We start from the raw sequence: 12,735 nt of genomic DNA, 5'->3' as shown, positions 1-12,735 counted from the left end.
AGCGCGGAGCGCTTTAGCATGAGCAATGATATGGAACCCTCAATGGCGGACGTTATCGCTTTTGTTCGCGAGTTTGCAGGATGTAAACGTGAAACCATCAATGAAAATACCTGGTTGGAAAAGGATCTGGGGATTACCGGCGATGATGGTGTTGAGTTGCTGGAGGAAGCGGAAAAAATTTTCGACGTGAGTTTTTCTACAGAAGAAGAGGATTTCCGTAAGACGTTCTCTCTGAAAGAAAACGAATATCTTTTCCATAGTGAAGGCATCGACTTCTTGGGCATTGTTTATCTTTGCAGACGTCTGCGCGGCATTCCTGCGCCCGTTATCCGCGACCTTTCAGTCGGCCAGTTGCACCGTGTGCTGGTTGAAGCGCGTAACAAAAAAGAGAGAGTTACCCTATAGCTGCATCGCCCAGGAACGTGGCTCAGCCTTTCGTTAAAGCCTGGCGGCAATTAACAATGGCTGTTGGTTTTCTCGCACTCGTGATGTAAGAGTGATACCAGTGCTGATGTCAGAAATAAAACATAAGGAAATAAAGTGAACTGTAAACCGATGCTTTTTGTGCTGGCGATGCTCTCCCTGTCGGCTCAGGCCGCCCAGAGCGGAAAAACGCTTGAGCACAAAGACTGGGAAGTTGTCTGTGATAACACCCTGACCTGCCGCATTGCGGGTTATGGCAAAGAAGAGGATCCCTCCGGCTCCATCCTGCTCACCCGTGCCGCTGGACCTGGAACTGAGACAGTGGGAGAAGTGACGCTGGGCGACACCGAAGATGACAGCGAACCGGCGGAAAAGCTGACGCTCTGGATTAACGGGAAATCAGCAGGTGATCTGGTGGCGGCTGACGACAACTGGCGAATGTCGGCAAGTCAGACCTCAGCGGTCATCAGCGCCGTCAAAGGCAGCGGTAAAGTCGAGTTTAAAGGCGGCACCAAACCATTTCTGCTTTCCGGTGAGGGCGCTTACGCTGTGCTGCTGAAAGCGGACGACGTGCAGGGCCGTATCGGCACGCCAGGTGCGCTTACTAAAAAGGGCAATAAACCGGAAAGCAGCGTGGCTAAGGCTGTGCCTAAACCGGTTATTCAGGCGGCTAAAACCCTCGGCGGCGAACCCCGTTTGCTGACCGCTTCGGAAAGCGACGCACTGAAAACCCGGCTGCTTGCAACGGTCAATCACAATGACGATGACACGTGCGACAGCCTCTATTCACCGGCAGAAAACAGCGATCCTGAAACTGACGGACTTACGCTTACGCCACTGGATGATACACATGCTTTGCTTTCATCGCTCTGCTGGCGGGCCGCGTATAACGAAGGCTATGGCTACTGGGTCATTGATAACCAGCTAAAAGGCAAGCCTGAGCTGGTGACCATTTCCGGGTCGGATTACGACAAGGGCGAGATTACCAGCGTGCAGAAAGGCCGTGGCATCGGCGACTGCATGAGCCAGGAAAACTGGGTATGGGACGGCAAGGCTTTCCGCAAAAGCTATGACGGCGGGACCGGCATGTGCCGTTATATCCATGCGGGCGGCACCTGGGATCTGCCGACGCTGGTGACGGATGTGAAGCCTGTTTCGGGTTAGATCGTAATGCCAGTGAAACATGCTGGCTGACGTGAGTGCTTTGCAGTGGGCGAGGGGAGTGAAGAATTTCTGACAAGGATGTCATGCTGCGTCCCGGAGAACCTGAAAGACGGTTTTTTCAGCAGTTGCATCTCTGCCTGCGGATAAGGGTTGCGGAAACAGGGGTTAACGGTATAATCCTCAACGTTTTCCGCATACCCTTTAGTGCCGAAGTGGCGAAATCGGTAGACGCAGTTGATTCAAAATCAACCGCCGCGAGGCGTGCCGGTTCGATTCCGGCCTTCGGCACCAACAGTATGCAAATTAGAGTCGCTTAAGGGCGGCTTTTTTTGTGTCTGGAAGCCAGTATCCGCAAGCCTTTCCTCTCTTTTCACTCAACTTAAGCCAACCTGATTCAATCTACATCAACTTACTGATGCGGGTAAAACTGCGGGTATATCGTGGCTCGATAATGTTTGTACCCATACAGAACCCTTGAAAGGGTACTCATCATGGCTCTGAGTGATGTGAAGGTTCGTTCGGCTAATCCCTAAGAAAAAGCTTATAAACCTACTGACGGCAACGGTATGATTTTGCTGGTTCACCCTAACGGCTCCAAATACTGGCTACTGCGTTATCGCTTTCGCGGCAAAGAAAGATGCTGGCGTTGGGGAAATACCCTGAAGTATCCTTAGTGACTGCCAGGGGCACGGCGAGACGAAACACGTAAGTAGTTAGCTAACGGCGTCGATCCCAGTGATAACAAGAAAGCCGATAAGGTAGAGCAGGGACAACTGGCGATAACGTTTGAAGTGGTCGTCAGAGACTAGCACACCAGCAATCAGAAGTGGCCCACATCGCATAGTGCTCGTGTATTGAAAAGCCGGAAGGATAATCTCTTTGCTGCTATCGGTTAGCGGAACAATTCTACTCTGAATACACGGGATCTGCTTGTCCCCCATCAAAGCGGTGGAGTCATCCGGGCGTTTTGAAGTCGCCGCCCGTTTACAGCAGCGTACTACAGCGATTATGCGCTTTTCTGTGCAGAGCGGCCTAATCGATTATAACCCCGCGCAAGAAATTGCCGGTGCGGTTGCTACGGCGAAAAGACAGCATCGTGCTGCATTGGAACTTAACCGCATTCCTGAATTACTTCACCGAATCGATCACTACTCTGGCAGACCGTTAACCCGACTGGCTGTCGAACTCACGTTACTAGTTTTCATCCGTTCAAGCGAACTGCGTTTTGCTCGCTGGTCTGAAGTAGATTTTGAAACGGCTATGTGGACGATTCCAGGGGAACGTGAACCACTGGAAGGTGTTAAACATTCTCAGCGAGGTTCGAAGATGCGGACACCTGACCTTGTTCCTTTGTCGCGGCAGGCGTTAGCCATTCTGGAAAAGAACAAAAGTATGAGTGGAAACCGTGAGCTGATTTTTGTGGGTGTGACCTGCTCCCCGTTGATTAGTACACCCCGATGTTAGTAATGTCTTCATAAGCCACATGAGGACATCCCCATGAAGAAGCGTTTTTCCGACGAACAGATCATCAGTATTCTCCGCGAGGCTGAAGCTGGGGTTTCTGCCCGTGAATTCTGCCGTAAGCACGCCATTTCCGACGCCACCTTTTACATCTGTCGCAAGAAGTATGGCAGCATAGACATGCACTCACGTAATGGACGTAAAAAAGCCCGGGCCATGCCGGGCTTTGTTGAGTTTCTTTGTCTGCGGCTCATAAGAGTTTACGCTTGTTGCGATCGGTTCTGGCTCCCCGGAAAGGATGCGCATCGCTCACGCTCAGCACGGAACATCAGCAGCTGATTTACAACCGTCCAGTGCTTAATAAGGTTCAGGATAGATGTTCGGTACAGCGTGTCGGCATCGTTCGTGCCTTTGAGAACGACCGGTGCATGCGTTGAGCCATTCCGTTCAACTGGCTGTACTTCATCCTGAGCAGGCTGCTCAACTCAGTGCCGTGAATGATAATGAAGTCATCAGTGAGCGTATCAATGCACTCATCTGTGATGGTCTGCTGGATTTCAGCTTGGAATTGAAAATACAACTACCAGATTTATATGGGGTTGTTTATCCTTGTATCGGATTTTTTGGGAATAGGTTATGGATAAAATACTGGATATAGTAAACGGATGGATTGCGGCTGCCGTATCAAGTGGAGCATTGCAGACAGAGCAGGTTCTACTTTTTATTTTTATTGCGGGGCCGCTTGCTCTTATTATCTGGAAAATACGAGGGATTATCGAATTTTTTAATGAAGTCAGAAACTCTAAGTTAAACGAGTTGCAGCACCTTTTGGATAGCTACAAGCTATCGAAGGAGGTGAATATTTGTATCGAAGAAGATATTTTAAGAATAACCAGTTATCGCATGACAGGGATTTCTGATGTCGCCAGTCAAAAGATTGTTTTACGGTTGTTCGTAGGGCATAGAAATATAATACCTGTCAGCTTCTTCAAGAAGTTTAGAACGTTCTTACATATTGAAGATGGAAATCTTGTGTTCAAAAAAGGATTTTCTTTCTGGTTTGAGAATATTATGTATGCTCTTTTTTCACTTCAATTCCTGTTTCTTGCTATTTTATCTTTAATACTGTCTATTTACAGGCATGAATACATTCCTTTTTGGGAGCATTTAATGCTATACACCTTTGCTGTGATTTTGTTTCTTTTCTTTATCGCCTTTTTGAGAATGATACCGCTGCCTAAGGAATGCAAAGTGTTAAGTGAGATTCTACAGACTCAATATAATAGCTCCTCTGAATGATTTTTTAGTTATTGGGCTTTCACATCTGGTTTGAGAACGTCCTGTTGCGATAGATATGGCCATTTCAACTCGTTATCGTTCCTGGTATTTCTATGTAATTTTGGGCGAAAAACGTACTGCTAATCCCGTTACTGTCTGACATGATGATAAACAAACCCGGACTTATGGCCTGCATCAAAAACCGGCAGATCCCGAAAACCATATCGCCTGCGAGGCCAACAGCAACCTTATCTTTAAATGTCGAAGGAAAAATTATCCTGACAAAGCTTTTCTGGTTTATCAAAAATCATATAGTTAGACTATTGGTCTAACTATAACAAAAAAAGTAAACTAGCTAAGCCATTCTGTCATGACCTCTTCCAGTTTATCCAGCGACTGCACGCGCTTTTCCTCATTCATCTGTCCTATATTTCGCAGCTTCCATTGAACGGCTGGTAAATTCTGAATGTGGGATTCTGGTGCTAAATTCCAGTCAGGTTCTCCGCGTTTAAATGACATCAGGAAGTCGAAATCCTGTTGAGTGAAATGCGCTTTCAGCGCGCTAAGCATTCTTTCCGGGACCTCTCCCAGCGCTTCCAGTGAGACCTCCTCAAGGGTCATGCCGCTGAATTCATTTTGAAAGGGTTCGTTAATATCTTTCCAGCGTGGGCTAAGAACTTCGGATAAGGGGCGATTATGGCTAAGCAAATAAGCGATAAAGCCATTGAATATTGCGCGGTCGATTCCTTGTGTATCAAGGAGCATTTTAACGTCGTAGAAATCTCTGGGATGTTGTCGATCTAACGCAGCACATAGCTTGCCGCCATATAGATCAGGCAGTGAGACTACCGGGATCGCGGCAAAACCAAACTCTTCTTCCACAGCTTCCACGACGTCGCGTTCTTGCGGTGGATACAATGTTCCCCGGGCAACGGGTGAAACCTCGATTTTAATTTGCGCGTCGTCCGTAGTGGCTATGATACGCATCTCATCGGGATTATGGGTTTGCAGCACTGCACTGATCTCGGCTTGTGTTTCCATTCAGCGGCGATGCGGCTTAGCGCTTCCCGCACGTTGGGTAAGGCGACCTCTCTGCTTTCCAGTGGGATATAAGCCAGATCGATATCAACGGACAATCGGGGAAAATCGCGAATTAATAAGTTGATCGCGGTTCCCCCTTTCAGCGCAAAACAGGTCTCGTTAGCGACATAGGGTAATGCTCTAACCAGCAGGGAGACCTGGCGGTAGTAGGAGGAGGTTTTATCCATGGCTTATTTCCTTCCTGGTAAAATTTTCGGGCACAGTAATCATGTACTGCGTGTCCAGCTTGCCATTAACAACAACTTGTCGGTTGCCCGATCCCAGGTCGATTTTGCTGGTATCTACGCGCCTGAACCAGGCATGATCATAAAAACTGGCGAAAAACAGATACAATCGCTTTGTTTGTACGGACTGACTGAGCGTAAGTAGCTTCTCGACTTTACGTGGATTGAGATTGACCAGTCCCTGAAAAAGCTCGGCAGCGTGCTCGAATGAGATTACCTGAGGGACTGCGCTTAACAGCTCATAGGCTGCCAGCTCTGGTACGCTGGCAGTTAATTTTTTTCCTTTAACGTCGAGCTCGGTTCGGAACTTCTCATCCAGTTGAGGAAGCTTCAGAGCTGATACTATCAGCCACTCAACGCCGGGAAATTCTTTAAACCATTTAGGCAATATTGTTTTGTTTTCAACGCTAAGCCAGCATTGACTCTGCTTAAGTTGCAGGTAATGGGAACGGCCCTGCCAGGAGAGGCTGCTCAGTCCGGCCAGATGCACTGGCGCGTCAAGCTGGCTTTGAAGACTCCATAGCGCATCACTCCAGTCCGGTTCTCGTCCTGCGCGCGCATAAACGCCAGCCCGCAGTTTTTTCAGCCAGCCACTTTGCGCGTATTTATAGGCCAGAGAAGGCGATATGTTGTTCCGGGTTAGCCAGGATTGCAAAACCAGGCTTCCTGGAGAGGTGTTTTGCAATAGCCAGTTTATTTTTGATGGCATAGATTTACTCAGGGTGTAACTATAATAAAAAAAGTAAACTATCTGGGGAGTGAAAAGTCAATGTACAGTGTCTCTCACAGCATAAATGTTGCCAGCGAAAGTTATTGATAGCCTGCAGGTAAATCCTGAACAGTTTGTTTCAGTCAGGCTGGGAATGATTGCATCACGTGTGTTTTTTGATAGATCCGCCCGTAATCGATACTGTCAGCCGAATCCCTGCCGCCGCTGCTTTAGACACATACTCTGGTACAAGAAAAATCTGCTCCGCCAGCCACATCAGTCCCTTCACTATCAAGCCAGATCAAATGATAAGCCTGGCGTGGTACCTGGACCCATGGTTTGCGCCGAATCGCCGTAAGCCGCGACTATCAGTCCGTCAATAAACCCGACAACTAATCCTGGCGAAAGCATTCCAGGGGGAACTCACCGTGCAGTGGCGGCTGTAGACCCTGAATTAATCAGCGGAGAAAACAGCGCTGCCGCATTACTGGAAAAAATTAAATCCGAACGTACAGTCTGAATAGTTAAAAAAACAACACATAAAAAATCCTGATTATTATTTTATTGCGCGCCTTGCCGGTGCGTGCCTTATTATTTACCGCCAGATAAATATTAATATTTATATTCAAATGATTTTATAAAAAAATTATTTCACGCTGCTTTCAGCTGGACTTTTTGTCGCTTTACTGATGATGTATACAGGTATTTAGCGCGGTGCGAATGTGCGCCAACACACCCGCGCCGCTAATCACAATCACTATTTATAGGGAATAGTAATCATGACTGACATCCATTCTATTGCACAACCGTCTGAACCAGAAGTCTCGCCTTCAAATAACCGCCAGCTGACGGTTGGCTACGCGAGCCGCTATCCGGATTACAGCCGGATTCCCGCCATCACTATGAAAGGACAATGGCTGGAAGCAGCCGGCTTTGTCACTGGCACAGCCGTAGAGGTAAAGGTAATGGAAGGCTGTATTGTGCTCACTGCCCGGCAGGAGAGCGAACTAGTGCAGTCGCTGCGCCAGGTATGCAAGCTGTCGGCGCGGAAACAAAAGCAGGTTCAGGAGTTTATTCAGGTTATATCCGGTAAACAGAAAGTCGTTTGAATGGAAAGCCGCTCCCGAGATCGCATCGGGAGCGGTTAAATATCAAGGTGAATAATGTAGAGCGAGGGAATTTCAGGCTGCATTTTCGCGGCGCCGCTCGGCGTGTCTTTAGGATACATCACTTTACAACACCGAACTGATTTCATGGCTATTCGGCAGACATTACTCTATACCTCACAGGTAAAATTACGTAACGGGCTAATGTCTTTTGCACAATTGAGTTGGTGTTAAATGGAAGCGAAACGTGTCCCGGCAAGGGATGGAATCCTTATCGCCGTCACCTTGCTCGTAATAACTTTCCTTCTGGTAAAGCCATCAGATCAATCTACAGAGGGAGAGCAGAATTTTTGGACAGCGTTAGCAAAGCTATACAATCAACGCGATATTGAAGGTTTGTGGGGGTTACGCTAATAGTCATCAGAACAGTGGTAACCCTCAACGGTTATCAGATCATAGTCAGAGTGATTGAGAAGAAGATGAATAAAAAAAACGAATTTTATAATAAGTGAAGTAGTTTTTTGCCCCTCGCATTGCCATAAAGTCGTAACAGGGAAGGAGCGTTGAACATGAAAAACAAAATATTGCTGGGTGTCGTATTTCTCTTAACGGGATGTCCTGGGCCTGGCGATCGAATGGTGGGGCGCGTATCTACAACGGCGTTTCTCAAAGACAATCGAGTTTGTGTAGTGTCGCCACTGGAGCCACAAGAAAGTATCACTGCCATTCAAATCAACAGCGATAAAAGTGACTCCTTTCACAGGGTTTTTGATGACAAGCCTGTTTATGTTCCAAAAGGTGAGTGCCTTCCTGTGTTCGGATTTAAATTCACAACGGGAGAACGATACTATTTCGCCTATGAGGTTCAATCTGCTAAGTCAGTTTCGCATCTAGTCACAGCTGATTTCTCTTATCACAAAGAATAAGAAGGCGGAGCGCCCGCTTTGTTGCCCAAACCGGCATGCAGCACACCTGGAATATTAATCAATGGTAAGCAGGCTAATGAAACAGCTTCCCGGCTGGACTGTCTGAAAAATCATCTATACCATTCACGAGCAAACTACATAAGGAGATGTAAGTATGAGCACCCGAAGAGAAATTAAGGATGGGGCATCCTTTGACGTACTCGACAGAGGCATAGTTTACACCGAGGTGTTAGGCTGGATTGATATGGGCCATGCCCGTGGCAATGACGTGGCTGCGTTGAGGCGTCAGTTCGCTGAAGGTGAGCGTAGCAGCAAGCCATCTTATCCAGTCATGTACCGGCAGGATATGGGCGTTTTTAAGTTCAAATCGCGGTTTGGCGTCGGGAAGTTTTCTCACTGGGAAATCAAGCGAGGCCGGGACACCGATGAGATTAACAGAATCATGCTGGCGATGATGATGAACACCGCATCCAGATTCGAAAGCCTGCAAAGTCTGCGTTCATTCTCATGGTATACAGACAGCGGTTTCAGTGGTGAGGATTTGGTTTCCGATCTGTTTGGTTTTTATCGGGCTATCATACCGGGTCGATATGGCTATCGTCTCAAGCCAGTCAGCTATGATTCAGCTGTTCGGCGCTGGGACTACTATGGGGCTATCGGTTCCCATAAAAATCATGGATTCCGTCCGATTCTTTTTCCCGACCCGGATGATAAATGCCTGCGACATCAGCCGTATAAAGTATATCTTCCGCATTTTATGACCTGGCTCAGGCCGTGGAACGATTTCACATCTGGAATTGTTAAGGTCGTTACCAATGATGGGACATCACTCTCATTCATGGGGACGAAGCAATGAAAAACCTGTTTAAGTGGTCCGCGCTTATGGTTGCTACCGTGCTTATTTGTGGCGGTCTGTTTGTCTGGTTTGTTGCAGCGTGCTCAAATGAGGCGACTGTTTACACACAACACGATTTTTTTAAATACCATACACTGACAGACTCAGATATCGAAAAAGCACCACGTATAACGGACGAGTTCTATTTCGAGTCGCACCCTGGTGACGGTTATTCTCCTACAAATAGCATCGTATTTAAAGGAGCTGCAGATACTGCATCGCTGCGCGCTTATCTCGAAAAGCTGGGATACGCGAAGCAAAAGCGCAGTCTGGGTGAGAAGGAAATATGGGCAAGGCCTGATCAGTTGGATGGGGATCAGTTCTATCTATACTTTAATCCCATAACCCGTGAGGTTGAGCTGACCAAGGTTCTGAATAATTGAGTCGCCGAGGTTACGACTTTGAAAAACATTAACATAGCCGGACTGGATAGCCTTATCGCCATCTATTTTGGACAGGATTATGACCTGTTCGGTAGTGGTGAAAGTGTAGATGCTCAAATCAACGCATGGATTGCAGATTCTACTCCCGCCTCCCGGCATGGCTTGATAGGTGATATTGAACAATTTATGAGGGAGACTGACAATCTGGAGCAGGATTTCGAAAGCTGCTATGGCGCGGAATTTTCTACAGATTTATGGGAAACGACGCCTGCAGAATTCCTGAAGCTTTTGAAGCAAAAGGTTAGTGCATCTCTTTCTGAATGCTGATTTGCCATTCAGCTAAACACTTCCCTAATACAAACCCTTGCTGATGAGGTTATACCTGCATTGAGTCTCCTGAGCGGACGGAATCCACTAAACGGGAAATGGTTATGGCGATGCCGGTCTCTGCTACTGGTCATCGCGCTGCTGCTGACAGGATGCGCCCAGTCTGACGCGCTTTGGACGGTCACGCATGACTTCTGCATGAATAACTATCACTACCGTCGCGATCCGGCTCCCTGCCAGCAAGTCTATCTTCCGCAGGACGCCACACAGGGCTACAGCATCATCCAGAATCCTCGCCACAGGCTGCACTTTATTCTGGTGCCCACGGTGGCGATGTCCGGCATTGAGAGCATTGCGCTGACGCTGCCCGGACGTCCCGATTATTTCGGTTACGCCTGGTTGATGCGTTATCGTCTGATGGCGGCTTATGGGGCTGAAGTGCCGGAGGAGCGGCTCGGCATGGCGCTGAACTCCGCTTATGGCCGCAGCCAGAATCAACTGCATATTCATCTGACCTGCCTGCGGGAGGATGTCTATCGCCAGCTTCAGGCCGAGCGCCCCTATATTAATAATGACTGGCGACCCTTGCCCGACCGTTTGCTGAATCACACCTACTATGCCCGACGCGTTATACAGCCCACGGCGATGGGGATCTATCCTGTCTCCTCCGTGGCAGACCATTTCCATCTGTCGCCGCCGCAGCTTGCGGAGTCTGGTGTGGCGCTCATCCCCACGACGTTCTCGGGAGAAAAAGGATTTATCCTGCTAACCACCCGGCGCGGCTGGGATAAGGGCAATCGGGCATCCGTTGAGTCGCTACTGGATAAACGCTGCGCTATTCTTTCAGCGCCGCCGGCTGACGTTTCAGTCAGGGAGTAACCAATCTTCATCACCCTGAACCTTCAACCAACCCAACCGCACTGCTGTAATTAAGCCCTCTGATAGCATGAACCCGGCTGAAGAGGACGAGATCACCCGCGCAGAAAAACCAGCTCATGGCTCACGCATGAATAAAGACCAGCGGCCCCGCGCGCTGCCAGTGGCATCCTGTCATGCACACGCTGTAAACCCTCCCTTTTTTAAACAGAGTCATCGACAGCGGAAAACTTCTGGTAGAATGCCATTAAAATGAAACGGTGTTTCATTTATTGAAAATCATCGGAGGCAATATGTCCAAAAATGCAGCATTACTCCTGGCCACAGGATTTGAAGAAGCAGAAGCGTTTATTACTCTCGATATCCTCAGCCGGCTGGGCATCACTGTCACCACCGTTGCCTGTCAGCCTCAGCGCGAGATCGTCAGTTACCACGGTGCTGTCATTAAAACAGATACGCTGATTGAAGAATTAGCGGACGCACATTTATTCGATGCGCTGATCATGCCGGGCGGGCCTGAAGGTTCTAAGAACCTGGCCGCCAGCTCTGCTGTTGCTGCCTTAATTCAGCGGCATGATGAAGCCGGTATGTTGATTGCGCCTATCTGCTCTGCCGCCGCCCGGGTGCTGGGTGGCAATAACCTTCTGAAAGGCCGTCGCTATACCTGTTCAGGCGAGCTGGGGCTGGAGGTCAAAGATGGCGAGTATGTAATGGAGGATGTGGTGGAGGATGGCAATCTGCTCAGTGGCCGGGGGCTGGGTGTCGCCTTCGATTTTGCATTAACGCTGGCTCAGCGTCTCACCGGTAATAAAGGCGCGGTCGATTTCCAGGCTGAACACATTTATTACCGTCCGTGGCTGAAGAGGTCGCTTCGCTAAACGCCCCTGAATTTTAGTCAGCCGCACAGAGCGCTGAGTGTTGTGATAGCAGCAAAAGAGACACCGAATCCTCAGTGTCTCTTTGAATCGCAGCCGTGTTCCACTAGTCATTGGCGACTGGCTTACCGATACAGCGCCGCTTTCCCCACCGAATTAAACAGCGCCATCTTCGCCGCGACCACTTCACCTGCCGCCTGCATCGGTTTAACGAAGAGTGAATTAGGCTCGTGTCCACCCTGTTTCAGTTCCTGTTCCAGCGCCACGAAGAAGGCCTTCTTCATATCGCTGGAGATATTGATTTTACCGACGCCATAAAGAATGGATTCCGCGACCTCGCTGTCTTTGTTGCCTGACCCGCCATGCAGCACCAGCGGGATATCCACCACCTTACGGATCTGCTGCAGACGTTCGATATCCAGCTTCGGCTGCTTCCCTTTGGGATAGAGGCCATGCGAGGTGCCGATGGCGACGGCCAGCGTATCGGTGCCGGTCTCGCGCACAAAGGTCTCTGCCTGCTGCGGATCGGTATACAGAATCTCGTTACTGCCGCCTTCACCGCTGCCTTCCGCCACACCGATGGTGCCCAGCTCCGCTTCCACGGAAACATTAATCGTGTGCGCTATCTCGACAATCTTCTTCGTCAGCGCAATGTTCTGCTCAAAAGGGTGAGACGAGGCGTCAATCATTACAGAGGTAAAACCGGCGTAGATCGCTTTCATCACCTCTTCCAGCGAGCGGCCATGGTCCAGATGGATTACCACCGGCACCCGCGCCTGAATCGCCAGCGTCCGCAGATAACCGATAAACTCCGGGCCGGTGAAGGCCATCTCCTCAGGATGGATCTCCAGAATCAGCGGTGAATCGAGTCTCTCGGCAGTCTCAACCGCCACCCGTCCAAATTCCGCGCTGGCGATGTTGAATGCACCGACACCAAACTGATGCTGTTGTGCAACGCTGAGCAAGTCTTTCATGTTGTAAAGCATA

The 12,735-nt window shown here is 49.1% G+C and carries 13 protein-coding genes, 1 tRNA gene and 3 pseudogenes; 14 read left to right on the top strand and 3 right to left on the bottom strand.

Features of this window, described 5'->3' with window-relative positions:
- Positions 1–18: 18 nt before the first annotated feature.
- The 6 genes and pseudogenes from NP77_RS02295 (at position 19) to NP77_RS02265 (ending at position 4,347) form a co-directional block, all read left to right on the top strand.
- Positions 19–405 carry a hypothetical protein gene (locus NP77_RS02295; RefSeq protein WP_003850945.1) on the top strand — a complete coding sequence of 129 codons (387 nt, stop codon included), beginning with the start codon at positions 19–21 and terminating at the stop codon, positions 403–405.
- 150 nt (positions 406–555) lie between these two features.
- Positions 556–1,587 (top strand): DUF1176 domain-containing protein, encoded by a 1,032-nt coding sequence (locus NP77_RS02290; protein ID WP_039658988.1) that lies wholly within the window; start codon positions 556–558, stop codon positions 1,585–1,587.
- 206 nt (positions 1,588–1,793) lie between these two features.
- Positions 1,794–1,878, top strand: a tRNA-Leu gene (locus NP77_RS02285).
- Positions 1,879–2,078: 200 nt separating this feature from the next.
- Positions 2,079–3,012, top strand: a pseudogene (locus tag NP77_RS22725) (tyrosine-type recombinase/integrase); the annotation flags it as partial.
- Between the two features lie 72 nt (positions 3,013–3,084).
- Complete coding sequence (locus NP77_RS24035; RefSeq protein WP_369700121.1) at positions 3,085–3,387, top strand: transposase; 303 nt, start codon at positions 3,085–3,087, stop codon at positions 3,385–3,387.
- Between the two features lie 297 nt (positions 3,388–3,684).
- A complete protein-coding gene (locus tag NP77_RS02265; RefSeq protein WP_039658881.1) occupies positions 3,685–4,347 on the top strand; it encodes a hypothetical protein in 663 nt (220 codons plus the stop codon).
- A gap of 330 nt (positions 4,348–4,677) precedes the next feature.
- Here NP77_RS02265 and NP77_RS02260 read toward each other — a convergent pair.
- Together NP77_RS02260 and NP77_RS02255 are read right to left on the bottom strand one after the other, a co-directional pair.
- Positions 4,678–5,594, bottom strand: a pseudogene (locus tag NP77_RS02260) (nucleotidyl transferase AbiEii/AbiGii toxin family protein).
- A complete protein-coding gene (locus NP77_RS02255) occupies positions 5,587–6,360 on the bottom strand; it encodes a type IV toxin-antitoxin system AbiEi family antitoxin (RefSeq protein WP_039658878.1) in 774 nt (257 codons plus the stop codon). The pseudogene NP77_RS02260 and the gene NP77_RS02255 overlap by 8 nt, the downstream one beginning before the upstream one ends.
- Before the next feature lie 389 nt (positions 6,361–6,749).
- Between NP77_RS02255 and NP77_RS23260 the strand changes: the two are divergent.
- The 8 genes and pseudogenes from NP77_RS23260 to NP77_RS02220 form a co-directional block, all read left to right on the top strand.
- Positions 6,750–6,880, top strand: a pseudogene (locus tag NP77_RS23260) (restriction endonuclease subunit S); the annotation flags it as partial.
- A 259-nt stretch (positions 6,881–7,139) separates the two neighbouring features.
- A complete protein-coding gene (gene symE / locus NP77_RS02250) occupies positions 7,140–7,469 on the top strand; it encodes an endoribonuclease SymE (RefSeq protein WP_039658875.1) in 330 nt (109 codons plus the stop codon).
- A gap of 566 nt (positions 7,470–8,035) precedes the next feature.
- Positions 8,036–8,392 carry a putative T6SS immunity periplasmic lipoprotein gene (locus tag NP77_RS02245; RefSeq protein WP_039658872.1) on the top strand — a complete coding sequence of 119 codons (357 nt, stop codon included), beginning with the start codon at positions 8,036–8,038 and terminating at the stop codon, positions 8,390–8,392.
- Between the two features lie 154 nt (positions 8,393–8,546).
- Complete coding sequence (locus NP77_RS02240; protein WP_039658871.1) at positions 8,547–9,248, top strand: hypothetical protein; 702 nt, start codon at positions 8,547–8,549, stop codon at positions 9,246–9,248.
- On the top strand, positions 9,245–9,670 hold the full coding sequence (locus NP77_RS02235) for a hypothetical protein (RefSeq protein WP_039658869.1): 426 nt from the start codon (positions 9,245–9,247) through the stop codon (positions 9,668–9,670). The genes NP77_RS02240 and NP77_RS02235 overlap by 4 nt, the downstream gene beginning before the upstream one ends.
- Before the next feature lie 18 nt (positions 9,671–9,688).
- Complete coding sequence (locus NP77_RS02230; protein WP_003850923.1) at positions 9,689–9,997, top strand: contact-dependent growth inhibition system immunity protein; 309 nt, start codon at positions 9,689–9,691, stop codon at positions 9,995–9,997.
- Positions 9,998–10,057: 60 nt separating this feature from the next.
- Positions 10,058–10,876: a CDP-diacylglycerol diphosphatase gene (locus tag NP77_RS02225; protein ID WP_082040825.1), complete on the top strand. Its 819-nt coding sequence runs from the start codon at positions 10,058–10,060 to the stop codon at positions 10,874–10,876.
- 290 nt (positions 10,877–11,166) lie between these two features.
- On the top strand, positions 11,167–11,751 hold the full coding sequence (locus tag NP77_RS02220; RefSeq protein ID WP_039658867.1) for a DJ-1/PfpI family protein: 585 nt from the start codon (positions 11,167–11,169) through the stop codon (positions 11,749–11,751).
- 122 nt (positions 11,752–11,873) lie between these two features.
- On the opposite strand, the gene NP77_RS02215 is transcribed toward NP77_RS02220, so the two are convergent.
- Positions 11,874–12,734, bottom strand: coding sequence for a ketose-bisphosphate aldolase (locus NP77_RS02215; protein WP_039658865.1), 861 nt, complete (start codon positions 12,732–12,734; stop codon positions 11,874–11,876).
- Between the last annotated feature and the right edge of the window lies 1 nt (position 12,735).

Source organism: Pantoea sp. MBLJ3, assembly GCF_000816655.1.
Lineage (GTDB): Bacteria > Pseudomonadota > Gammaproteobacteria > Enterobacterales > Enterobacteriaceae > Pantoea > Pantoea eucalypti.
This window is presented reverse-complemented; position numbering and strand designations above follow the sequence as displayed.

Bases quoted from the DNA above. Each gene is read 5' to 3' on its own strand.
- NP77_RS02295 (WP_003850945.1), top strand. From the start codon at position 19: ATGAGCAATGATATGGAACCCTCAATGGCGGACGTTATCGCTTTTGTT.
- NP77_RS02290 (WP_039658988.1), top strand. From the start codon at position 556: ATGCTTTTTGTGCTGGCGATGCTCTCCCTGTCGGCTCAGGCCGCCCAG.
- NP77_RS24035 (WP_369700121.1), top strand. From the start codon at position 3,085: ATGAAGAAGCGTTTTTCCGACGAACAGATCATCAGTATTCTCCGCGAG.
- NP77_RS02265 (WP_039658881.1), top strand. From the start codon at position 3,685: ATGGATAAAATACTGGATATAGTAAACGGATGGATTGCGGCTGCCGTA.
- NP77_RS02255 (WP_039658878.1), bottom strand. From the start codon at position 6,360: ATGCCATCAAAAATAAACTGGCTATTGCAAAACACCTCTCCAGGAAGC.
- symE (WP_039658875.1), top strand. From the start codon at position 7,140: ATGACTGACATCCATTCTATTGCACAACCGTCTGAACCAGAAGTCTCG.
- NP77_RS02245 (WP_039658872.1), top strand. From the start codon at position 8,036: ATGAAAAACAAAATATTGCTGGGTGTCGTATTTCTCTTAACGGGATGT.
- NP77_RS02240 (WP_039658871.1), top strand. From the start codon at position 8,547: ATGAGCACCCGAAGAGAAATTAAGGATGGGGCATCCTTTGACGTACTC.
- NP77_RS02235 (WP_039658869.1), top strand. From the start codon at position 9,245: ATGAAAAACCTGTTTAAGTGGTCCGCGCTTATGGTTGCTACCGTGCTT.
- NP77_RS02220 (WP_039658867.1), top strand. From the start codon at position 11,167: ATGTCCAAAAATGCAGCATTACTCCTGGCCACAGGATTTGAAGAAGCA.
- NP77_RS02215 (WP_039658865.1), bottom strand. From the start codon at position 12,734: ATGCTTTACAACATGAAAGACTTGCTCAGCGTTGCACAACAGCATCAG.